Annotated in this window: 18 protein-coding genes; 12 read left to right on the top strand and 6 right to left on the bottom strand. The window is 70.6% G+C overall.

The window, feature by feature from the left end; translation table 11 throughout:
* Positions 1-222 precede the first annotated feature (222 nt).
* The 8 genes from map (at position 223) to ACEJ41_RS08950 (ending at position 11,681) form a co-directional block, all read left to right on the top strand.
* The gene (gene map, locus ACEJ41_RS08985) at positions 223-999 is read left to right on the top strand and encodes a type I methionyl aminopeptidase (RefSeq protein ID WP_374011941.1); all 777 of its coding nucleotides are present in this window, start codon (positions 223-225) and stop codon (positions 997-999) included.
* Positions 921-3,662 carry a [protein-PII] uridylyltransferase gene (glnD, locus tag ACEJ41_RS08980; RefSeq protein ID WP_374011940.1) on the top strand — a complete coding sequence of 914 codons (2,742 nt, stop codon included), beginning with the start codon at positions 921-923 and terminating at the stop codon, positions 3,660-3,662. The genes map and glnD overlap by 79 nt, the downstream gene beginning before the upstream one ends.
* Positions 3,662-4,561, top strand: a complete 900-nt coding sequence (gene dapD / locus ACEJ41_RS08975) for a 2,3,4,5-tetrahydropyridine-2,6-dicarboxylate N-succinyltransferase (RefSeq protein ID WP_374011939.1) — start codon at positions 3,662-3,664, stop codon at positions 4,559-4,561. The genes glnD and dapD overlap by 1 nt, the downstream gene beginning before the upstream one ends.
* Positions 4,562-4,565: 4 nt before the next feature.
* A complete protein-coding gene (locus tag ACEJ41_RS08970; protein ID WP_374011938.1) occupies positions 4,566-4,916 on the top strand; it encodes a Spx/MgsR family RNA polymerase-binding regulatory protein in 351 nt (116 codons plus the stop codon).
* A 91-nt stretch (positions 4,917-5,007) separates the two neighbouring features.
* Positions 5,008-6,162 carry a succinyl-diaminopimelate desuccinylase gene (gene dapE / locus ACEJ41_RS08965; RefSeq protein ID WP_374011937.1) on the top strand — a complete coding sequence of 385 codons (1,155 nt, stop codon included), beginning with the start codon at positions 5,008-5,010 and terminating at the stop codon, positions 6,160-6,162.
* Positions 6,163-6,232: 70 nt separating this feature from the next.
* On the top strand, positions 6,233-9,115 hold the full coding sequence (locus tag ACEJ41_RS08960) for a diguanylate cyclase (RefSeq protein ID WP_374011936.1): 2,883 nt from the start codon (positions 6,233-6,235) through the stop codon (positions 9,113-9,115).
* Positions 9,116-9,411: 296 nt separating this feature from the next.
* On the top strand, positions 9,412-11,139 hold the full coding sequence (gene asnB, locus ACEJ41_RS08955; RefSeq protein ID WP_374011935.1) for an asparagine synthase B: 1,728 nt from the start codon (positions 9,412-9,414) through the stop codon (positions 11,137-11,139).
* Positions 11,140-11,240: 101 nt separating this feature from the next.
* Complete coding sequence (locus ACEJ41_RS08950) at positions 11,241-11,681, top strand: RidA family protein (protein ID WP_374011934.1); 441 nt, start codon at positions 11,241-11,243, stop codon at positions 11,679-11,681.
* 27 nt (positions 11,682-11,708) lie between these two features.
* Here ACEJ41_RS08950 and ACEJ41_RS08945 read toward each other — a convergent pair whose 3' ends face one another.
* Positions 11,709-14,066, bottom strand: a complete 2,358-nt coding sequence (locus ACEJ41_RS08945) for a penicillin acylase family protein (protein ID WP_374011933.1) — start codon at positions 14,064-14,066, stop codon at positions 11,709-11,711.
* Between the two features lie 152 nt (positions 14,067-14,218).
* Between ACEJ41_RS08945 and bfr the strand changes: the two genes are divergently transcribed.
* Positions 14,219-14,707: a bacterioferritin gene (bfr, locus tag ACEJ41_RS08940; RefSeq protein ID WP_374011932.1), complete on the top strand. Its 489-nt coding sequence runs from the start codon at positions 14,219-14,221 to the stop codon at positions 14,705-14,707.
* A 67-nt stretch (positions 14,708-14,774) separates the two neighbouring features.
* Here bfr and parC read toward each other — a convergent pair whose 3' ends face one another.
* Both parC and ACEJ41_RS08930 read right to left on the bottom strand, forming a co-directional pair.
* The gene (parC, locus tag ACEJ41_RS08935; RefSeq protein WP_374011931.1) at positions 14,775-17,018 is read right to left on the bottom strand and encodes a DNA topoisomerase IV subunit A; all 2,244 of its coding nucleotides are present in this window, start codon (positions 17,016-17,018) and stop codon (positions 14,775-14,777) included.
* A 118-nt stretch (positions 17,019-17,136) separates the two neighbouring features.
* Complete coding sequence (locus ACEJ41_RS08930; protein WP_374011930.1) at positions 17,137-17,634, bottom strand: hypothetical protein; 498 nt, start codon at positions 17,632-17,634, stop codon at positions 17,137-17,139.
* A 296-nt stretch (positions 17,635-17,930) separates the two neighbouring features.
* On the opposite strand from ACEJ41_RS08930, the gene ACEJ41_RS08925 reads away from it, so the two are divergent.
* A complete protein-coding gene (locus tag ACEJ41_RS08925; RefSeq protein WP_374011929.1) occupies positions 17,931-18,167 on the top strand; it encodes a hypothetical protein in 237 nt (78 codons plus the stop codon).
* 13 nt (positions 18,168-18,180) lie between these two features.
* On the opposite strand, the gene ACEJ41_RS08920 is transcribed toward ACEJ41_RS08925, so the two are convergent.
* Positions 18,181-19,875 (bottom strand): ABC1 kinase family protein, encoded by a 1,695-nt coding sequence (locus ACEJ41_RS08920; RefSeq protein WP_374011928.1) that lies wholly within the window; start codon positions 19,873-19,875, stop codon positions 18,181-18,183.
* A 233-nt stretch (positions 19,876-20,108) separates the two neighbouring features.
* Between ACEJ41_RS08920 and ACEJ41_RS08915 the strand changes: the two genes are divergently transcribed.
* Complete coding sequence (locus ACEJ41_RS08915) at positions 20,109-21,182, top strand: DUF3182 family protein (protein ID WP_374011927.1); 1,074 nt, start codon at positions 20,109-20,111, stop codon at positions 21,180-21,182.
* Positions 21,172-21,975: an alpha/beta hydrolase family protein gene (locus ACEJ41_RS08910; RefSeq protein WP_374011926.1), complete on the top strand. Its 804-nt coding sequence runs from the start codon at positions 21,172-21,174 to the stop codon at positions 21,973-21,975. Before ACEJ41_RS08915 ends, ACEJ41_RS08910 begins: the two co-directional genes overlap by 11 nt.
* A 45-nt stretch (positions 21,976-22,020) precedes the next feature.
* On the opposite strand, the gene ACEJ41_RS08905 is transcribed toward ACEJ41_RS08910, so the two are convergent.
* Positions 22,021-22,581 (bottom strand): cysteine hydrolase family protein, encoded by a 561-nt coding sequence (locus ACEJ41_RS08905; protein WP_374011925.1) that lies wholly within the window; start codon positions 22,579-22,581, stop codon positions 22,021-22,023.
* A gap of 2 nt (positions 22,582-22,583) precedes the next feature.
* Positions 22,584-22,763 (bottom strand): hypothetical protein, encoded by a 180-nt coding sequence (locus tag ACEJ41_RS08900; protein ID WP_374011924.1) that lies wholly within the window; start codon positions 22,761-22,763, stop codon positions 22,584-22,586.
* Positions 22,764-22,973: the final 210 nt, after the last annotated feature.

Genomic DNA, 22,973 nt, shown 5'->3' with positions numbered 1-22,973 from the left:
GCGCCCGGCGTGGGCGGCCCCGGTCGCAAGGACGGGGGCGGACAGAGCCGGCGGATTATAGCCGCTGCCGGGGCCTGCAGGCAAAGGCCCGGCCAGCGGCACCGGCGCGTGGCCTGGCCTTACCGGCCGATAACCCGGTCACGGGCGCCAGGCATGTGCGCCACGCCCCGGGTTTTCGCTCGGCCCGTTCAGGCCGCCGCCGGATCGGCGATAATCCCCCGCATGAGCCTGCACCTGAAGACCCCCGAGGAAATCGAGAAGATGCGCGTCGCCGGCCGCCTGGCCGCCGAAGTGCTGGAAATGATCGCCGCGCACGTCAAGCCCGGGGCGACCACCGAGGAGCTGGACCGGATCTGCCACGACCATATCGTCAAGGTGCAGGGCGCGGTGCCGGCCAATGTCGGCTACCGCGGCTATCCCAAGACGGTGTGCACCTCGGTCAACAACGTGATCTGCCACGGCATCCCCAGCCAGGCCAAGGTGCTCAGGGACGGGGACATCCTCAACATCGACGTGACCGTCATCAAGGACGGCTGGCACGGCGACACCAGCCGCATGTATTGCGTCGGCAGCCCTTCGGTGATGGCGCGGCGGCTGGTGGAAACCACCTTCGAGGCGATGTGGCGCGGGATCCGCGCGGTCAGGCCGGGGGCGACCCTGGGCGATATCGGCCACGCGATCCAGAGCTATGCCGAGGGCGAGCGCTTCTCGGTGGTGCGCGAGTACTGCGGCCACGGCATCGGCAAGGTCTATCACGACGAGCCGCAGATCCTGCACTACGGCCGCGCCGGCGAGGGCCTGGTGCTGGTGCCGGGCATGACCTTCACCATCGAGCCGATGATCAACGAAGGCGGCCGCCACACCCGGGTGTTGCCGGATGGATGGACCGTGGTGACCAAGGATCGCAAGCTGTCCGCGCAGTGGGAACACACCGTCGCCGTCACCGGCGATGGCGTGGACGTGCTGACGCTGGCCCCGGGCGAGCAGCCGCCCACGTGAGTGCCGACCCGGGCCTGGCGCCGGAAGGCGCCGTCGGGGATGGCCTGGGCGGCGATGCCGCCTGGGCCCGGCAGGCTCGCGACAACCTTGCCCATGTGGATGTCCGCCTGGCGCGGCGCTACGGGCCTCGGGTCACCATCGAACGCCTGCTGGCACTGCGCGCGCGCGCAGTGGACGAGCTGTTGCGCGCGGCCTGGGCACGCTGCATCCCGGCCGGCGCTCCACTGGCGTTGTTCGCGGTGGGCGGCTACGGCCGCGGCGAGCTGTTTCCGCGCTCGGACATCGACCTGCTGGTGCTGGCCGAGCCGCAGGCCCAGCGCGCCCTGGAGGGCGAGCTTTCGCGGTTCTGCGCGCTGGTCTGGGACGTCGGCCTGCCGGTGGGGCATGCGGTGCGATCAGCCGATGAATGCACCGTGGCCGCCGCCGGTGACCAGACCATCCTCACCGCGCTGATCGAATCGCGCCCGCTGGTGGCCGATGCCGCCGCGCAGGCGGCGCTGGCCGCCGCGGTATCGCCGCAGCGGGTATGGCCGCCACGGGAGTTCTTCGAGGCCAAGCGCGCCGAGTTGCAGGTCCGCCACCAGCGCTTCGGCGACACCTCCGACAACCTGGAGCCCAACATCAAGGATGGCCCCGGCGGGTTGCGCGACCTGCACACCCTGGGCTGGATGGCGCTGCGCGCGTTCGGCGTGCACGGCCTGGACGCGGTGGTCGGGCTGGGCCAGCTTGGCCCGGACGAGGCCGCCGCGCTGGCCCGCGAGCGGCGTGCGCTGGGGCGGCTGCGCTTCGGCCTGCACCTGGTGGCCGGGCGTCCGGAGGAGCGCTTGCGCTTCGACTACCAGAAGGCGCTTGCACACCTGCTGGGCCACGCCGACGACGCGCACAGCCTGGGCGTGGAAAAGATGATGCAGGGCTTCTATCGCAGCGCGGCGATCGTGCGCCGGATCAGCGACCGGCTGCTGCAGCGCTTCGAGGAAACGTTCGAAGGCGAAGCGGAGCCCGAATCGCTGGACCCGGATTTCGTCCTGCTGCGCGGCTACCTGGCGGCCAGCGCGTCCTACTGGCCCGAAGGCGACCTGCGCGAGGTGCTGGCGCTGTTCACCACCTGGGCCGCGCACCCGCGGGTGCGCGGGCTGCATTCGCGCACCGCCCGCGCGCTGGCCGAGGCGCTGCCGCAGCTGCCGCCATACACGCACGCCGGCCCGGCCGCGCGCGCTCGCTTCATGGCCCTGCTGCGCGGGCCGCGTGCGGTCGAGAGCCTGACCCGGATGGCGCGCCTGGGCGTGCTGGGCCAGTACCTGCCGGCATTCGCCAAGGTGTCCGGGCGCATGCAGTTCGACCTGTTCCACGCCTACACCGTCGACCAGCACACGCTGATGGTGCTGCGCAACCTGTCCGGCTTCGCCAGCGGCCAGGCCGACGAGCGCTTTTCCATCGCCCACGGGGTGTGGCCGCGCCTGCGCAAGCCCGAGCTGCTGCTGCTGGCCGGCCTGTTCCATGACATCGCCAAGGGCCGCGGCGGCGATCATTCCGAACTGGGTGCGGTGGATGCGCGCGAGTTCTGCGCCTCGCACGGCCTGAGCGAGGCCGACACCGGCCTGGTGGCCTGGCTGGTGGAACAGCACCTGCGCATGTCCACCACCGCGCAGAAGCAGGACATCTCCGATCCCGACGTGGTCCATGCCTTCGCCCGGCTGGTCGGCGACCGCGACCGCCTGGATTACCTGTACCTGCTCACCTGCGCCGACATCGCCGGGACCAGCCCGGAGCTGTGGAACGCCTGGAAGGACCGCCTGCTGGCCGACCTGTACCTCGCCACCCGGCGGGTACTGCGCGAAGGCCTGGAGGTGCCCGTGGACGCGGAAGCGCGCGATGCCGAGACGCGGGCCAGCGTGCATGCGCTGCTGCGCGAGCGCGGCTTCGACGATGCGGTGATCGAGCGCCAGTTCGCGCAGATGCCTGCCGAGGGCTTCCTGCGCTTCCGCCCCGAGCAACTGGCCTGGCAGGCCAGTTCGCTGGTGCAGGTGCAGCCGGGCGATACCCGCGTGGCCGTGCGCAGGATCAGCGGCGGCGACGGGGACGACGGACAGGGCGTTGCGCTGGAGGTGTTCGTGCATTCGCCCGACCGCGACGGCCTGTTCGCCGCGATCGTGGCCACCCTGGACCGGCATGGCTACGGCGTGCACCAGGCGCGGGTGCTGATGGGCCCCAACGACACGGTGTTCGACACGTTCGAGGTATTGCCGGCCGACCGCTTCGCCAGTGGCGACCCGGCGCAACTGCAAGCGGAGCTGTGCGATGCACTGGCCGGCGCCCTGGACCAGGTGCGTGCGCCGCGCCGGGTGGTGCCGCGGCAGCTGCGCCATTTCCGCTTCACCCCGCGCGCCGAGTTCAACCTCAGTGCCGATGGCCGCCGCAGCCTGTTCAGCCTGGTCTGCCCGGATCGTCCCGGGCTGCTGGCCGACGTGGCCCAGGCCCTGCGCGCGTGCCGCCTGCGCGTGCATGATGCGCGCATCGCCACCTTCGGCGAGCGCGCCGAGGACCTGTTCCAGATCACCGACGAGCACGACCACCCGCTCGACGAAGCCGCCCAGCAGGCCTTGCGCGCCGAGTTGCGCGCGCGCCTGGACCCCGACACCTCCCCCGCAGGATCCCCACGCTGATGGCACAGACGCCGAAGAAGACCTCCACCCCCAGGGCCGCCGCGCCACGCAAGCGCGCAAGCGCCGACAAGTCCGGCCTGGCCGAACTGAAGTTCTCGATCGAGAGCGCATTCGAGCGCCGCGCCGCGCTCACCCAGGACGAAATCAACGGTTCCACCCGGCCGCTGGTGGGGCGCGTCATCGACGGCCTTGAAAGCGGCGAGTTCCGGGTTGCCGAGCCCGATGGCAAAGGTGGCTGGCAGGTCAACGAGTGGTTGAAGAAGGCGGTGCTGCTGTACTTCCGGGTCCACGACATGGCGGTGATGGAAGGCCAGCCGGGCCCGTACTGGGACAAGGTGCCGTTGCGCTTCCAGGGCCATGGCGAGGCCGAGTTCCGCAAGCTGGGCGTGCGCGTGGTGCCGGGTACGGTGGCGCGCCGCGGCTCCCACTTCGGCAAGGACGTGGTGCTGATGCCCAGCTTCATCAACATCGGCGCGCACGTGGGCGAGGGCACCATGGTGGACACCTGGGCCACGGTCGGCTCCTGCGCCCAGGTGGGCAAGCACTGCCACCTGTCCGGCGGTGCCGGCATCGGCGGCGTGCTCGAGCCATTGCAGGCCAGCCCCACCATCATCGAGGACTACTGCTTCATCGGCGCGCGCTCGGAAGTGGTGGAAGGCGTGGTGGTCGGCCACCACAGCGTGATCGGCATGGGCGTGTTCATCGGCCAGTCCACCCGCATCTACAACCGCGCCACCGGCGAGGTCAGCTACGGCTACGTGCCGCCGGGCAGCGTGGTGGTGTCCGGCTCGCTGCCGGCCGCCGATGGCAGCCACTCGCTGTACTGCGCGGTGATCGTCAAGCAGGTCGACGCCAAGACCCGGTCCAAGACCAGCATCAACGAGCTGCTGCGTGGGTGAGGGCATGACCACGCTCTACGGCCTGAAAAACTGCGACACCTGCAGGAAGGCGACGAAGTGGCTGGACCGCTTCGGCGTGCCCTACACGTTCGTCGACTACCGCGACAGCAAGCCGACGCCTGAAACCCTGGTGGAGTGGGCAGGCAAGGCCGGCGGCTTCGATGCACTGGTCAACAAGTCCTCCACCACCTGGCGGCAGTTGCCGGATGGGCGCAAGGCGCCGGGCAGCCAGGCCGAATGGACGCTGCTGCTGAGGGAATACCCGCAGCTGGTCCGCCGCCCGGTGGTGGTGAGGGACGACGGCGGTTTCAGCCAGGGGTTTTCCGACAACGGCTTCAAGAAGCTGTTCGGCTGAAGGCGGTGGCGCGGCGCAGTCCGCGCCGTGCCCTGCCGGCGGCCGCCCTCCGATCTACAATGCGGCGGTCCCTCCTGCGCCGCCAACGCCAATGAGCGAAGTGCTCGACCTGACCTGCGACCTGATCGCACGCGCCTCCGTCACTCCCGACGATGCCGGTTGCCAGGCGTTGCTCGCCGCGCGCCTGGAGCGTGCCGGTTTCACCTGCGAGCACCTGCGCTATGGCGAGGTCGACAACCTGTGGGCCACCCATGGCACCGCCGATGGGCCGGTGCTGCTGCTGCTGGGCCATACCGACGTGGTCCCGCCCGGGCCGCGCGAGGCCTGGTCCAGCGACCCCTTCATCCCCGAGGTCCGTGACGGCGTCCTCTATGGTCGCGGTGCCGCCGACATGAAATCGGGCGTGGCCGCGCTGGTGATCGCGGCCGCGCGTTTCGTGGCCGCGCATCCGGATCATCCGGGCACCCTGGCCGTGCTGCTCACCTCAGACGAGGAGGGCGACGCGATCGACGGCGTGCGCCGGGTGGCCGAAACCCTGCGCCAGCGCGGCCAACGCATCGACTGGTGCATCACCGGCGAGCCGTCCTCCACCGCCACCCTGGGCGACCTGCTGCGGGTCGGGCGCCGCGGCAGCCTGTCGGCGACGTTGACGGTGCACGGTGTGCAGGGCCATGTGGCCTATCCGCACAAGGCACGCAACCCGATCCACCAGGCGATGCCGGCGCTGGCCGAGCTGGCGGCGCGGGTTTGGGACGCAGGCTATGAGGATTTTCCGCCGACCAGCCTGCAGATCAGCAACATCCATGCGGGAACCGGCGCCACCAACGTCGTCCCCGGCCAGCTGCAGGTGCTGTTCAACCTGCGCTACAACCCGCACTGGGATGCGCCTGCGCTGGAAGCGCAGATCGCCGCGCTGCTGGACCGCCACGGGCTGCAGTACACGCTGCACTGGCATCGCAGCGGCGAGCCGTTCTACACCCCCGAGGGCCGCCTGCGGCAGGTTGCGCGCCAGGTGCTGGGCCGCTTTGCCGGTGCGGCGCCGGAGGAAAGTACCGGCGGCGGCACCTCCGATGCGCGCTTCATCGCGCCGCTGGGCGCGCAGTGCATCGAGGTGGGGCCGGTCAACGCCAGCATCCACCAGATCGACGAACACGTGCGCGTGGACGCGCTGGAAGCGCTGCCCGAGCTGTACCTGCACCTGATCAAGGACCTGCTGGTCCCGGCCGCCGTTCCGGACGGGGCCTGACGTGCCGGCCACCGGGATCGCGGCCATCACGCGCCGCGGCGCGCGACGATCCGGACCCGGGCGATGGCGCATGCGATGGCTGCTGCCGGGATTGTGGGCCTGCGTGTATGCGGCGCAGGCACTGGCCACGGTGCACGGCCTGCCGCTGATGCAGCACTTCGGCGCAAGCGACCTGCCGGCCGCACCCAGCTATTCGGACATCGCGGTCGATGCCCAGGGCACCCTCTACACCGGCAGCAGCGAAGGGGTGATGGTGCTGCGCAGTGGCGTGTGGGACCTGTTCGAACTGCCGCGCAGGGAGGCGGTGTTCTCGTTGCTGGCATCCACGGACGGGCGCCTGTACGTGGCCGGCACCCGCACCTTCGGCGAACTGCACCGCCAGGCCGATGGCAGCCTGCTGTTCGAGGACCTGCTGCCGCGGTTCGCCGACGCCGGCCTGCCCGGTGGCGACTTCTACGGCCTGGTCGAAACCGCACGCGGGGTGTATTTCCGCAATGCTTCCACCCTGTTCCGGATGGGCCGCGATGGCCACGCCTGGCGGCACGCGTTGCCGGAAGGGCTCGGGCAACGGCTGTTCGCGGTGGGGCCGGCGCTGTACGGGCGCGTCGATGGCGTGGGCCTGTGCCGGGTGGAGGACGGCGTGGCGGTCCCGGTTCCCGGTGCGCAGGCATTCGCGCAATCGCGCATGACCGGCATATGGCCGCGCGGCAACGGCTTGCTGGTGGCATCCGACGAGGGTTTCCACCTGGCCGACGCCGGCGGCGTGCGTCGCCTGGCAAGTGATGCCGACGCTGCATTTGCCGCGCACACGCCGTATTCCAGCATCCACCTGCCCGACGGCAGCCTGGTCTTCGGCGCCTACGACGGCAGCTTGATGCGTTTCTCGCCGGAGCTGCGCCTGCTCGATCGCTTCGCGCCGGCCCCGGGCGGCCTGGACGGGTTTGCGCTGGACCGCGAGGGCGGCCTGTGGACCCTGGGCGAAGCCGGCCTGACCCGCCTGCGCCTGCCCTCGCCGTGGACCGTGTACGACCGCCGCCATGGCCTGGTGGACCGGGTATTCGACAGCGCCTGGCACGAGGACCGGCTGTGGGTGGCGACCATGGGCGTGGCCCGCGCCGAACCCGCCGCCGACGCAGGGCCCGTACGCATGGTCGCGCCGCCGTGGAGCGATACCGAGCTGGAGGTGTTCGCGCTGGAGTCGACCGCGGCCGGGCTGTTGATCGGCGAGCGACGCGGCCTGATGGTGCTCGATCCGGGCGCGGCCCGGCCGCGTCGCCTGCTTGGCCCCAAGCGTTACCACGGCATTTATGCGCTGCTGCGTTCGCGCTTCGACCCGGACCGGGTACTGGCCCTGGGCGCGCGCGAAGCGGCCTGGCTGGTGCTGCGCGACGGGCACTGGCAGGTGGCCGCGCGCTGGCAGCCGCAGGTGGAGGAACCGCGCGGGCTGTACCAGCACGCCGCCGGCGAGTTCTGGCTGGGTGATGCCCAGGGCGGCGCGCACCGCTGGCGTCTGGATCCGGCCACCGGGCAACTGCGCGAACGCCGCCGTTACGGCGCCGCCGACAGCCTGCTTGCCGATGCCGATGCAGGCACCCGCCTGTTGCCGCTGGACGGCGAGCTGTACGCGATATCTGGATCGCAGGTGCAGCGCTTGCAGGGCGGGCGCTTCGTGGCTGCCGAACTGCCGCTCCTGCCCGGGTTGGAGCGCCCCTCGGAACTGGAGGGCATCGACACCCCGGTCGGCACGTTCGCCTGGACCTCGCGCCAGCTCTGGCGCCGCCTGCCCGGCGAGGAAGGCTTCCGCCTGCTGCACATCAGCAACAGCCGGGTACCGGGATATGCGGCGGTGGAGTTGCAGGGCGATGGCCGGTTGCGCGTGGTCACGCGCGACAGCGTGTTGCAGTTCGAACCCGGCCTGGACGACCCGGCGCCGCCGCCGCTGCGGGCGCGGCTGGACCTGTTCCGGCTGCTTGCCCCCGGCCAGGCGCCCCTGCGCCTGCCCCTGGTGCCCGATGGCGAGCGCATCCTGCCGCCGGGTTCCGGGTTGCAACTGCGCTTCGGCCTGGGGACGATGGCGCAGGACATCCAGTTCCGCTTCCGCATGCTCGGTTACACCGGCACCTGGACCAACTGGGGCAGCGACCGCGACCTGGGGTACCGGCGCCTGCCACCGGGCCGGTACACCTTCGAGCTGCAGGCAAGGATCCGTGGCGGGCAGGAGGCCGAACCGCTGCGCTATCCGCTGCGGGTGGAGCCGTTCTGGTACGAACGCGGCGCGGTGCGGGCCCTGTTCTGGATTGCCGGGGTGCTGGTGGTGGTGCTTGCGGTCTGGCTGCGCGTGCGTCGCATCCGCGCGCGCAACCGCGAGCTGGAGCGCAAGATTGCCGAGCGCACCATGGAACTGGAGGCGGCCAATCGCAGGCTCACCGAACTGGCGGTGGTCGATGGCCTGACCGGAATCGCCAACCGCCACGCCATGGAGCGCGCGCTGGAGCGTGGCTGGGAGCGCTGTGCCGAGCAGGGCCAGCCACTGGCGGTGGTGATGTCGGACGTGGACCTCTTCAAGGAATTCAACGACAGCCATGGCCACCGTGCCGGTGACGAGCAACTGCGGCGGGTGGCGCAGGTGTTCGACACCGCGGTGGAAGGCGTGGATGAACTGGCCGCGCGCTATGGCGGCGAGGAGTTCGTGCTGATCCTGCCGGGCCTGGACCAGGAACAGGCCTGCGCCCGCGCCGAGCAGGTACGCCGGCGGGTGGAACGGGCCACCGCCGAGGCCGGCCTGGCCAGCACCATCAGCCTGGGCGTGGCGGCCATGGTGCCGGTGGCCGGGGTCGATCCGGACGCGCTGCTGCACAGTGCCGACCAGGCGCTGTACCGGGCCAAGCGCAACGGCCGCAACCAGGTCCAGGCCGCCGACGGCAGTGACGTCGCGGCCGTGCCGCCGCCATGAGCCTGCCGATCCAGCGCCGGCCCGGCTCCGGCCGCGAGGCGATTGCGGCCGCAACAGTTGCATGGCGGCGGCCGGATGCGGTAGTTTCGCCGCATGCCGTTTTTCCGTGCCAACGCCAACAACCGCAATAATCTGTGCGCGAACAACCGTGCGCGGCCGATGCGGGTGCGCGACCAGGCATAAAGCGGCAAGCCCGGTAGACGAAAAACCCGCATCGGCCGATGCGGGTTTTTTTGTGCCCCGGCACAGGCCGCCGCGACCGACCCACCGACAAACCACCATCCAGGAGTTCCACCATGTGTTCGATCTTCGGCATCTTCGGCCTGCAGCCGGGCGATGACCTGCAGGTACTGCGCCGCCAGGCGCTGGACCTGTCGCAGCGGCAGCGCCACCGTGGCCCGGACTGGAGCGGCGTGTACGTGGACGACGGCGCGATCCTGGTGCACGAGCGGCTGGCCATCGTCGACCCGGCCGGCGGCTCGCAGCCGCTGCTGTCGCAGGACCGCAGCCTGGCCCTGGCGGTGAACGGCGAGATCTACAACCACAAGCAGCTCAAGGGCGAGTTGAAGCAGGCCTACGCATTCCAGACCGAGTCGGACTGCGAGGTGATCAACGCGCTGTACCGCGAGGGAGCCGGGCGCGACGACGAGCCGGCCGCGTTGCTCAACCGGCTCAACGGCATCTTCGCCTTCGCGCTGTGGGACAAGGCCAGCGGCCGGGCGATCATCGCCCGCGATCCGATCGGCGTGGTCCCGCTGTACTGGGGCCACGACAAGGAAGGTCGCCTGCGGGTGGCCTCGGAGATGAAGGCGCTGGTGGACGAGTGCGCCGACGTGGCCCAGTTCCCGCCCGGTCACTGGTACGACACCGCCACCGGCGCACTGACCCGTTACTACGAGCGCCCGTGGCGCGACTACGACGTGGTGGAAGGCGTGGAAGTGTCGCCCACCGAACTGCGCGAGGCGTTCGAGGCCGCCGTGCACCGCCAGCTGATGACCGACGTGCCCTATGGCGTGCTGCTGTCGGGCGGGCTGGATTCCTCGCTGGTGGCCGCGGTGGCCGCCCGCTATGCGCGCAAGCGCATCGAGGACAACGACCAGGCCGAGGCCTGGTGGCCGCGCCTGCATTCGTTTGCCATCGGCCTGAAGGGTTCGCCCGACCTGGCCGCCGCGCAGGTGGCCGCCGAGGCGCTGGGCACGGTGCACCACGGCTTCGAGTACACCTTCGAAGAAGGGCTCGATGCGGTGCCCGAAGTGATCCGCCACATCGAAACCTACGATGTCACCACCATCCGCGCCTCCACCCCGATGTTCCTGCTGGCACGCCGGATCAAGGCGATGGGCGTGAAGATGGTGCTGTCGGGCGAGGGCAGCGACGAGGTGTTCGGTGGCTACCTGTACTTCCACAAGGCGCCCAACGCCCGGGAGTTCCACGAGGAGCTGATCCGCAAGATCGATGCGCTCAACAACTACGACTGCCTGCGCGCCAACAAGTCGATGATGGCCTGGGGCGTGGAGCCGCGGGTCCCGTTCCTGGACCGCGAGTTCCTCGACGTGGCCATGCGCATGGACGCCAGCTACAAGATGATCGACAAGACCCGCACCGATGCCCAGCGCATGGAGAAGGGCGTGTTGCGCCAGGCCTTCGACGGCTACCTGCCCGAGCAGATCCTGTGGCGGCAGAAGGAGCAGTTCAGCGATGGCGTGGGCTATGGCTGGATCGACGGACTCAAGGCGCACGCCGAAGCGCAGGTGAGCGACCGCGAACTGGCGGCGGCCGACAAGCGTTTCCCGGTGAACCCGCCGCAGACCAAGGAAGCCTACTTCTACCGCAGCGTGTTCGAGCGCTTCTTCCCGACCCCGGCCGCGGCCGAGACGGTGCCGGGTGGCAAGTCGATCGCCTGCTCCTCGCCGGCGGCGATCGCCTGGGATGCCAGCTTCGCCAACATGGCCGATCCGTCGGGCCGGGCAGTGGCCGGGGTGCACAACGATTCCATCGAAGGCGTGCCGGCGCTGGCCGGCTGAACACGGCTCCGGTGCCCGCCGGAGCCGATTCCCGTGCCGCTGCCCGATGCTCCGGCAGCGGCGCGACCGCTTTCCCACTCCCGTTCCCGGAGCCGACCTGCATGCGCATCCCTGCATTGTTCCTCGCCGTGGCCGCGGGGTCGCTTGCCGGCAGCCTGCACGCGGCTGACGACACCGCCGCGCCGATCGTGCGCCACGAGCTTGCCAGCTGGGAGCGCGACATCGGGTACAGCGGCGCGGTCCAAAGCGGCGACATCCTGCACGTGTCCGGCGTGGCCTGCGAGGGTGCCGACATGGAGGAAGCGGTGGCGGCCTGCTATGGCCGCCTGGGCGAGATCCTGCAGCGGTTCGATGCCGGCACCGACCAGGTGCTGAAGGAAACGGTGTACACCACCGACATGGAAGCGCTGGTGCGGGCGATCCCGCAGCGCAGGACGTTCTTCCCCGACGCCCGTTATCCGGCCTCGTCCTGGGTGGAGGTGCGGCGCCTGTTCGGACCGCAGCACCTGCTCGAGGTGGAGTGGACGGTGCAGCTGCGCTGACATTGGTGCCGGCGCAGGCGCCGGTTGTCAGCGCGCCGGCGATGCCTGGTCCGGGACCAGGCGCAGCGTGTGTCGCGCCGGGCCGGGCAGGAACGGCGTGGGCCGGCCCTGCACCCAGTCGTCGTGGCCGGCGCCCCAGAACGGCGACAGCGGATGCCCGCTCTGTCCGCCCGGCATGTGCACGATGCCGTCGGCCTCGTGCCCGGGCGCGACCACCATGCGCTGCGAGGCGCCGAATGCCGGGCCCTGTACCCGCGGCATGTGGTCGTCGCCGGGCAGCGGGTCGGCCGGCATGCACAGCCAGCGCCGGGCCACGGGCACCGCGCGGGCCAGCGGATGGCAGATCGCCGCGGTGTTGCGTTCGCCCCAGGTGCGCTGTTCCAGCACCGGACCCTGCGTGGACAGTTCGCGTTCCACCGTGCGCGCGGCATCGGCCAGCATGGCGTCCCAGTCCGCGTGCCCGTGTGGCAGCAGGTGTGCCGGCCTGCGTGTCACCAGCGGCCACAACACGCCTTCGAACTGCGCCAGGCGCGGTTCGACGAAGTCCGCGCCCAGGGCCTGGCGCGCGGGCGCCAGCAGGCCTTCGCGGACCTGGTCCAGCACCGCGCCGCGGAATGCACGCGCCATCCGGTAACTGGCCGAGTCCGTTGCGGCGCGGCCGTCCCATCGGCGGCTGGCCGCTTCCAGCCGCTGCAGGGCCGGATCGTCGTGGCCTTCGACGGTGGTGCGCAACAACTGCCACCAGCGTTCGAGCAGCAGCGCGCGGTCGTCGAGCTGGATCGCCAGCAGCGCCGCCTCGTCCACGCGCGCGGTGGCCTGCAGGCCGTCGCGGATCTGCGCCGCGCGTGCGCCCAGGTCGTAGCCGCCATCGCCCAGCCGCGCCAGGTCCGGCCCGCCGATGACGCGGGCGTTGGCGGTCCACAGGCGGCCATCGGCCGGGTCGATCCGGGCCGGATGCGCGGCGCTGGTCGCCGGCCACGGCGGGCAGGCTGCGGTCGCGCGTGCGGCCGGGTCGTCGCAGCCGGGTGCGCGTGCGGGCAAGGCGCCGAGGATCCGCCAGGCGATGCGGCCGTGGCGGTCGGCCAGCAGCAGGTTCTGCGCCGGCATCGCGGTGTGTTCGGCCAGCAGCAGGGCCTGGTCCAGGTCGCCGGCGTGGGCGAACTCCATCAGCCCCAGGTTGAGTGCGCCGGGCAGGTGCGCGACCCAGCGCAGTGCCAGCGTGCTGCCATCCGGGTTGTCATGCACGAGCGGCCCCCAGGCGCTTTCGCGTACTTCCAGGGTCTGCGCCGTGGCGCCATGCACGTCGATGCGTTCGTGCCGCGTGGCCACCGGCGCGCCGGCGGGGAGCCGCGCCCAGTCGGCGGTATCGGCATAGGCATTGGTGAAGCCCCAGGCGATGTGCCCGTTGCTGCCGGCAATCACGGCCGGCAACCCGGGCAGGGTGAAGCCGGACACGTCCACCTGACCGGTGCGCGCGCGCCGGTCCGGGTAACGCAGGCGTGCGCGGAACCAGATGTTGGGCGCACGCAGGCCCAGGTGCATGTCGTTGGCCAGGATCGCGCGACCATCGGCGGTCAGGCTGCCGGCGACGACGAAGTTGTTGCTGCCCGGCGTGGTGCCGGGCGGGGCTTCCGGCGGCGGCGGTGGCGGCGTCAGTGCGCCGGTTCCGCCGGTTCGGCGCAGGTCCAGGGCCGTGGCATCGGGCAACACGGCATCGCCCACCACGCTGCCATCCAGCGGCGCATCCCAGCTGCTGCCGGCGTGGGCCAGCAGCCGGTACAGCGGGTCGGGAACGGCGCGGCGGATGCGCAGCATCGCAAGCTCGTGGCGGTTGCCGGCGTCCTGCAGGTCGAAGTACATCGCATGGCCGGCCAGCATCGAGTCGCTCGCCTGCCAGGGCTGCGGCGCCTGCCGCAGCAGCAGGTAGGGCCACGGCCGCACCCGCAGCGCGCGCAGGCCGGCATTGACGCCGTCCACATAGGCCTGAAGGTGGGCGCGATGCGCGTGCGGCAGCGCATCGAGCCCGGCATCGGACCGCGCGCGCATCCGGTGGATCCGCTGCGCGCGGTCCACCGGCAGCGCCGCGGGGCCGAACAGCGCGGCCAGTTCGCCGGCGGCGTTGCGCCGCATAAGGTCCATCTCGAAGTAGCGCTCCTGTGCATGCACGTAGCCGAGTGCGCGCAATGCGTCGGCCTGGCTGGCCGCCTCGATGGTCACTACTCCCAAGGCGTCGCGCTGGATCGATACCGGTGCCGCCAGCGCCGGCAGGGTGCGTTGCCCGCCGAGCACCGGCAGGCTGCCGCGCAGCAGCCAGGCAGCGATGGCGGCCAGCAGCACGGTGATGGCCAGCAGTGCGACCAGTGCGCGCCGGATCCACTTCGACATGGCGTGCTCCGGTGATGGTTGCCGCATTCTAGCCATGCGCCGGCTGGCGCATGGAACGGGTTGCGATTGCGATTGATTCCGATTGAAACACCACCGCGGCGATTGCGGCACACTGCGCCGGTCCCTGTCATCCATCCATGGAGCGCACCCGCATGAAAGGCCATCCGCTAGTCATCGATTGCCTGAGGGAGTTGCTGCGCGGCGAACTGGCTGCGCGCGACCAGTATTTCCTGCATTCGCGCCGCTACGAGGACCTGGGCCTGAAGGCGCTGTACGAGCGCATGTCCCACGAGATGGAAGAGGAGACCGGGCACGCGGATGCGATCCTGCGCCGGATCCTGTTCCTGGAAGGCGAGCCGGACATGCGCCCTGCCGCGTTCACCCCGGGCACCACCGTGGTCGAGATGCTGGAAGCCGACCTGCGGGTGGAATACGAGGTGCGCACAAACCTGGCCGCGGCGATGAAGCTGTGCGAGGAGATGCAGGACTATGTCAGCCGCGACATGCTGCTGGCCCAGCTCAAGGACACCGAGGAGGACCATGCCTGGTGGCTGGAGCAGCAACTGGGCCTGATCAAGCGCATCGGCCTGGAGAACTACCAGCTCTCCAAGATCGACGGCGGCAGCCCCGCGCACGGCTGAACCCTTCCGATGCAGGGGCGGCGACCCCGCGTCCTGCAGGAGCCGGCCTTGCCGGCGACCCCGGCTCCTACACCACCTGCAGGTCGTCCACCTTCTGCCAGCCGCGCGGCAGCAGGCCGCCCCGGCTGGCGCGCGCGCCCAGGTAGGCCTCCAGGTCCTTGAACGACAGGGTCATGGTGCGCTGGCCGCTGCGTACCAGCAGGTCCTGCCCCGGCGCGACCGCGGCCACCGCCACCACCCGCTCGGTGGCGAGCTTGGCCCGCGGGATGTCGATCAGCTTGTTGCCCTTGCCCTTGTCCAGCTCGGGCAGTTCGCTGGCGGAAATCGCCAGCAGGTGGCCGGCGCTGGTGACCGCCACGATGCGGTCGGCCTGCGGATCGGACAGCGGTGCCGGCTGCAGCACGCGCGCATTCGGGGTGAGGTTGAGCATGGCCTTGCCGGCCTTGTTGCGGCCGGTGAGGTTCTCGAACCGGGTGACGAAGCCGTAGCCATGCGAGGAGGCCAGCACGAAGCGGGCCTGGTTCTCGCCACTGGCAGCGGCCTGGAAACCGGCGCCCGCGGCCGGCGCGAAGCGCCCGGTCAACGGCTCGCCGTTGCCGCGCGCCGAGGGCAGGCTGTGGACCACGGTGGAGTAGCTGCGGCCCTGCGCATCCAGGAATGCCACCTGCCAGGTGCTGCGGCTGCGCACCGCGGCCAGCAGGCGGTCGCCATCGCGGTAGGACAGCCCGGCCGCGTCGATGTCATGGCCCTTGGCTGCGCGCACCCAGCCCTTCTCCGACAGCACCACCGTCATCGGCTCGCTGGGCACCAGCTCGGTTTCGTCGATCGCATGCGCCGCTTGGCGCTGCACCAGCGGCGAGCGCCGTGCATCGCCGAACTTCTTGGCGTCGGCCAGCAACTCGTCCTTGACCAGCTTCTTGAGCCGCGCGGCGCTGCCCAGCAAGGTGACGATGCGCTGCAGTTCCTTGGCCAGCTCGTCCTGCTCGCCGCGGATCTTCATTTCTTCCAGGCGCGCCAACTGCCGCAGCCGGGTTTCGAGGATGTAGTCGGCCTGTTCCTCGCTCAGTGCGAAGCGTGCGATCAGCGCCGCCCGGGGCTCGTCCTCGGTGCGGATGATGCGGATCACCTCGTCCAGGTTGAGGAAGGCAACCAGCAGGCCGTCCAGCAGGTGCAGGCGGCGCTCGACCTTCTCCTGGCGATGGCGCAGCCGGCGGGTGACGGTGAGGGTGCGGAAGTCCAGCCATTCCTGCAGCAGGGTCTTCAGGCTCTTCACCGCCGGGCGGCCGTCCAGGCCGATCACGTTGAGGTTGACCCGGTGGCTCTTCTCCAGGTCGGTGGTGACGAACAGGTGGCCCATCAGCTGCTCGGCATCCACCCGGTTGGAGCGCGGCACCAGCACCACCCGCACCGGGTTGGCATGGTCGGACTCGTCGCGGATGTCCTCCAGCCACGGCAGTTTCTTGGCGCGCATCTGCGCGGCAATCTGTTCGATCACCTTGGACGGTGACACCTGGTAGGGCAGCGTGGTGACGACGAAGTTGCCGTTCTCCTTGAGCCAGGTGGCGCGGGTACGCACGCTGCCGGTGCCGTTCTCGTACATGGCCAGCAGTTCGGCAGGCGGGGTGATGATTTCCGCGCCGGTGGGGTAGTCCGGGCCGCGCACGTGTTCGCACAGGTCGGCCACGCTGGCTTCGGGGTCGTCGATCAGGCGCACGCAGGCGCTCACCACCTCGCCCAGGTTGTGCGGGGGCACGTCGGTGGCCATGCCCACGGCAATGCCGGTCGTGCCGTTGAGCAGCAGGTGCGGCAACCGCGCCGGCATCCAGCCCGGCTCTTCCAGGGTGCCGTCGAAGTTGGGGTTCCAGTCCACCGTGCCGTGGGCCAGCTCACCCAACAGCACCTCGGCGATGGGGGTGAGCTTGGACTCGGTGTAGCGCATGGCCGCGAACGACTTGGGGTCGTCGGCGGAACCGAAGTTGCCCTGGCCTTCGATCAGCGGGTAGCGGTACGAGAACGGCTGGGCCATCAGCACCAGTGCCTCGTAGCACGCGCTGTCGCCATGCGGGTGGTACTTGCCGATGACGTCGCCCACGGTGCGTGCGGACTTCTTGGGCTTGGCCGTCGCGTTCAGCCCCAGCTCGCTCATCGCATAGACGATGCGCCGCTGTACCGGCTTGAGCCCGTCGCCGAGGAACGGCAGGGCGCGGTCCAGGACCACGTACATCGAGTAGTCCAGGTAGGCGCGCTCGGCGTACTCGCGCAGCGGGATCTGTTCGAAGCCGTGGAAGGAGGGGTGCGGAGTGTCGGACATGGGCGCAGCGGCAGCCAGCAGGCATGGAATCGCCAATTCTACCCGGCGCGGCCGCGGTGGCCGCACCGATCCGGGCGCCGGCACGCTGGCAGGCAGGTCCGCGCCGGGCAGGTCGCCGCTAGGTCATCGCCGTGGGCGCGTCGTAGGGCAGGGCGATCGCGCCCACCTCCTGCAGGGCCTGCGCGGTCCCGCGCAGGTCCTCCCCGTCCTCGTCGATCACCACCAGGATGTTGCCCGCGTCGATCTGGGTGCCGAAGCGCCTGCGCACCGGGTCCTGGATCCCGGCGCCCATCAGCGACGCGCCCAGCCCGCCAACGGCCGCGCCGATCAACGCGCCCAGGGCCAGGGCCAGGATGCCGCCGCCATGGGTGGCCATCACCAGCACCGCCACCAGCACGCCGATGATCCCGCCGATCACGATGCCGCGGATCGCGCCCGGGATGAAATCGCTGTCGGCCATTTTCCTGCGATCGTGGATGCGCCGGACCTCGATGTCGGACCGGGCCACGATGTGGATGTCCTCGTCCGGCGTGCCGTGGGCACGGGCGGCGTGCACCGCGCGGCTGGCCTGGGCCAGGTCGATGGTAAGGAAGACGTGTCGATGCCGGGTAGCCATGTTGCCTCCGGGTTGCGCGCTGCGCCGCCGGCACCAGGCGTGCAGGGAGAAGCCACCCCGCCTGCGCCGTGTGCCGATCACGGCCCGGGTTCGATTACGCCATGCGGTGCGTGCAGGTCCGATCAGTGCGGTGTGCACGGTGTGTCAATGCGCGATGGGCGCATATGCGTTGCGCTGGCGTGAGCGTCCGCCGGTGCGTCCGCTCATCGTGCGCAAACGCCATGCACGTTAGCGTGCCTGCTACTGATCGCTCCCGTGCGCGGGGCACATCCGCGCACGACCAACAGGAGGAAGCAATGGGCACCTGCTCGGTATGCGGCAACCGCTACGACAAGACCTTCTCGGTGCGCATGGGCGCAACCGAGGCCGAATTCGACTCCTTCGAGTGCGCCATCCATGCCCTGGCGCCGACCTGCTCGCACTGCGGGGTCCGCATCGTGGGCCACGGCATCGAGGGCAGGACGGCGCTGTACTGCTGCGCCAGTTGCGCCCGCCATGAAGGCGTGGACGAGGCCCGCGACCGGGTCGGCTGAGGGCCGCGCCGGATCAGCGCGGCCCGTGTTCCTCGCGGCGGCGTGCGCGGCGGTCGCTCAGCAACGAGCTGACGACAATCCCGCAGCCCAGCCCGACCCCCAGCAGGAAGAACATCAGCGCCAGCAGCGGATACCCGAGCAGGGTGAACTGGGCAGGGATGCGCATGATCATCGCCGAGGCCAGGATCAGCGATGCGGCGATGACCCCCACCGCGATCCGGTTGGCGATCTTCTGCAGGTTCTCCATCAGCCTGGATTCCTCCAGCCCGGTCACCCGGATCTGGAACCGGTTCTCGGCCACCAGCGACAGGATGTCCGACAGCTTGCGCGGCCCGTCGCTCAGCAGCGCCTGCACTTCCATCAGCTCGCTGGCCAGGTTGGGCGAGGACAGCGACTTGCGCAGCCGTGCGCGCATCACGTGCTGCAGGTGGCGCTCCACCACCTGCTGGGTGTCCAGCCCCGGCGACAGGCACTGGCATACGGTGTCCAGGTTCAGCAGGGCCTTGCCCAGCAGGCTCAGCTCCGGCGAGGTGCGCAACCCGCAGCGGGTGCCGATGCGCACCAGTTCCAGCACGGTGCGGCCCTCGGACACCGAGCCGCGGTGCGCGGCGTAGCGCGATATGAGCTGCCCGACCTCGCGCAGGTAGCGCGGCTCGTCGTAGTCCTCAAGGCGCACGCCCAGGGCGATGCTCTCCTCGGCCACCTTCTCGCCGCGCCCGTCCACCGCGGCAAACAGCAGCTTGAGCAGGCGATCGCGCTGGCGCGGAGGCACGTTGGCCACCATGCCCAGGTCGAAGATGGCCAGGCGCCCGTCATCGGTGACCCGCAGGTTGCCCGGATGCGGGTCGGCATGGATCTCGCCATGCACGAACACCTGGTCCAGGTACGCCCGCAGCAGGTCCTCGGCCAGCGGCGTCATCGACTGCTCGGTGCGGCGCAGCGGCGGGATCTGGTCCACCCGCACGCCGGATGCCAGCTCCATGGTCAGCACCCGGCGCGCGCAGTAGTCCCAGTGCGGCTGCGGTACCCACAACCGCGGAAAGTGGCGCAGGTGGGTGCGGAAACGCTCGAGGTTTTCGGCCTCTGCCACGTAGTCCAGTTCGGCCATCAGGGTGCGCGCGAACTCGTCCAGCCATTCGGCAAAATGGACATGGCGGCCGATCCGGGTGATCCGGTCGGCGGCGCCGGCGAAGCCACGCAGCAGCTCCAGGTCGTTGAGCAGCCGCTGGGCCACGTCCGGGCGCTGCACCTTCACGGCCACCGGGCGGCCGTCGCGCAGCACCGCGGCGTGCACCTGGGCCAGCGAGGCACACCCCAGCGGCTCCTCGTCGAAGCTGGCGAAGGCCTTGCCGATGCGAACCCCGAGCTCGGACTCCACCTGCGTGCGGATCACCTCGAACGGCACCGCCGCCACGTCCTCCTGCATCCGTTCCAGGGCTTCGGCATAGGCGGGCGGGACGATGTCCGGCCGGGTGGAAAGCATCTGCCCGAGCTTGACGAACGTCGGGCCCATGGCCTCCAGCTCGTTGACGAACTCGGCCGGGCTGCCTTCGCCAACCGTTGCCACCTCCGCCGAGGGGGCGATCGCCAGCCCCGAGAACACGCCGGAATTCCGGTAGCGGAACAGGAAACGCAGGATCGTGGCACGGCGGGCCATCTTCCCGGGAGGGGTGCCGTTGGCGGGTTCCGTGGCGGGCTCCATGTGCATCCTCGTCTGGCGCCGGCCTGGCGCGACCGGGATTGTCCACCGGCTGTCCGTGACCGCCGGATGAAGCCGGGCACCGCCGTGCACACGCGGCGTGCACCTGGGGCAGGCGAATCTTCGACCCATGTTCTGACCCATGTTCCCGCCGGGCGTGCACCTTCGCTGCACGCCTCCCGGAACCCTGATCGAGGAGCAGCACGATGGATGTTCAATTGGCGGACGTTGGACGTGTAGTCATGCCCGGGATCCTCCCCGACAAGGCGCAGGCGGTGGCAACGCTGTGCCAGGGCCAGGGGGCGGGACACGAAGAGGCGACCTTGTACTTCGCGGCAGCACGCATCGCCGCGCTGCTTGGCATCCGCCACCAGCAGGGCGAGCCGGGCGCTACGCGCTACTGGCTGCCGTTGCACACATTGCTGACCGACGATGCGGCCGCCGCCGGCATCCTGGATGAGTCGCACCTGTGGGGCGGGGTGGTGCCGTTCCCGTTCGTGGCCACCAAGCTGGTGAGCCATCCGCTGTGGCAGCGTGACTCGGTCGCCCCGCTGGGCTGGCGCGCGGTGCGCGGCATCGAGGAATGCACCCTGCCGGGCTACTCGGTGTTCAGCCACCAGGATGCCGAAGAGGCCGGCCTGGCACTGCTGCGGTCCGGCGACGTGCGGCTCAAGTGCCCGTTCGCGCGTGGCGGCCATGGCCAGGTGGTGGTGCGCAGCGGGCGTGAACTGGTGCAATGGCTGCAATCGCCCGCCAGCGCCCTGGTCGGCGACGGCCTGGTGGTCGAGCGCCACCTGGTGCGCTCGATCACCTACAGCGTGGGCGGCAGCAGCCTGCCGGGGCACGAGATCGCCTACCACGGCGAGCAGCGCAACGTGACCGACCCGGGCGGCGCAGAGGTGTACGGCGGCTCGGTCCTGACCGTGCGCAGGGGCGACCTGTCCACCCTGTGCGCCGACGTGCCCGAGGGCGAGCTCACCGCCGCGGTGCGCGCGGCGACCCGCTATGACCGTGCGGTACGCGACGCCTATGGCGTCATCGCCTCGCGCCGCAACTACGACGTGATCGCCGGCGTGGACTCGCGTGGCCAGCACCATCTCGGCGTGCTGGAGCAATCCTGGCGCTTCGGTGGCGCAAGCATGGCCGAGGTGCTGGCGATGGAGCGCCTGGCCGAGCAACCCGGGCTGTGCTGGGTGATCGCCGAGGCCGTGGAGTCCTATGGCGACGCACCGGATCCGCCCGGCGCGGCGGTGTACTGGCAAGGCGACATGAAATCCCCGCGCAAGTACGCGAGAATCGTCCGCGATGGACGTTGAGCTCGACCGGCTTGATATCGAAGTGGTGGAAGGCGACGCGGTGCAGGCCACCGTGCTGGTGCCGCAGCGCGAGCTGCCCGGTGCGCTGTTCGTGCATGGCTGGGGTGGCAGCCAGGACCAGGACCTCAGCCGCGCGCGCGAGATGGCGGCGCTGGGTTGCGTGTGCCTGACCTTCGACCTGCGTGGCCACCACGCAAATGCCGTGCGCAAGGATGTGGTCACCCGCGGGCAGAACCTGCAGGACCTGTGCGCGGCCTATGACTGGCTGGCCAGCCAGTCGCACGTGGATGCCGAGGCGATGGCGGTGATCGGGGTGAGCTACGGCGGCTACCTGGCGGCGCTGCTGTCCGAGCTGCGGCCGGTGCGCTGGCTGGCACTGCGCACCCCGGCGCTGTACCTGGACCGCGACTGGGACGTGCCCAAGAAGCGCCTGCACGACGACCCGGAGCTGGTGCGCTACCGCAACCGGGAGGTGCCCGCGCAGGACAACCGTGCGCTGCGCGCATGTGCGCGCTTCAGGGGCGATGCGCTGCTGGTCGAGGCCGAGCACGACCACATCATCCCGCGCCAGGTGATCGATAACTATGCCGGTGCCCTGGGCAAGGCGCAGTCGCTGACCCGGCGCATGATCCCCGGCGCCGACCATGGATTCAGCGAGAAGGTCGCCCAGCGCCACTACACCGACGTGTTGATGGCCTGGATGACCGAGATGGTGGTGGGCTCGCGCGCGGCGATCGCCGCCAGCAAGGTGCGCGCGGACAAGCATGCCCGCCGCACGGGAGTGCCGGCCTGAGCCAGGCGCGCGCGTGCCGCCGCTCGCGGGCCGCAGCGCGCGGGCTTACCTGCCCATGGCCCAGGCCGGGACGCCGCGGGTGCCCACCAGGCGCGCGGCGTGCGATCCGGTCAGCACCTTGAAGGTGCTGTCGCGCAGCTGCGGCCGCCCCGCCACCGCGTCCCTGGCCACCGCCACCTCGAACTCGCGCGCATTTGCGTCCAGGGCGGTGGCCAGCACGCAACTCTCCAGCGCCATCCCGGCCAGCAGCAGGCGCCGCACGCCCAGCTTGGCCAGCAGCACTGCCAGCGGCGTGGCCAGGAACGCCGAATGCTTGGGCTTGAGGACCAGGTAGTCCTGGGCTTGCGGCCTCAGCAGCTCGGCAATTTCGGCGGCGGTACCGCCGGCCGCGCTGGCCATCGCCACCAGCTCGTCGAAGCCGCACAACCAGCGCGCGAAGTTGTCGTTGGCAAACACCACCGGCCAACCGTGCGCGTGGAATCTGCGCCGCAACGCGTGGATGCGGCGTGCGGCCGGCAGCGGTCCCATGCGTGCCGCCCCGGGGAAATCCAGCAGGCTGATCATGTCCACGATCAACAGCGCGGGCGGCGACGGTGCCGGGGCCACGGTCAGTCCGGTGCCTTGGCCGGGACGAACGGGGAGACGGGATCGCTGGCAGGGAATGTTTCCTCCAGGGCCTCGTCCTGGTTCCGGCTTTCCTTCTCCTTGCGCTGGCGCCGCTGGTGCGGCTTCTCCGCCGGAGGCGGTGCGCGTGGGGCTTCAGGTGGATCCTTGCGGTCGCGGGTCATGTGGTCCTGCCCTGGGCTGATGGGTGGAGGGAATCCTTTAGCCGGTAGGCCGTGGTGGCGGCGTGACCATGGCGCGCGTACACGCAGGCACCCGGCGTGGGCAAGGCGCGGCTTCCCTCAGTGAAACCCTGCATGCATGCCGATGCCGCGCGCAGCCTTCGCGCGCCCATAAGGAAACCGCGACGCAGCGTGTACGTCGCCGCTGCCACT

It is taken from the genome of Pseudoxanthomonas koreensis, from assembly GCF_041890415.1.
Classification (GTDB): domain Bacteria; phylum Pseudomonadota; class Gammaproteobacteria; order Xanthomonadales; family Xanthomonadaceae; genus Pseudoxanthomonas; species Pseudoxanthomonas koreensis_A.
This window is presented reverse-complemented; position numbering and strand designations above follow the sequence as displayed.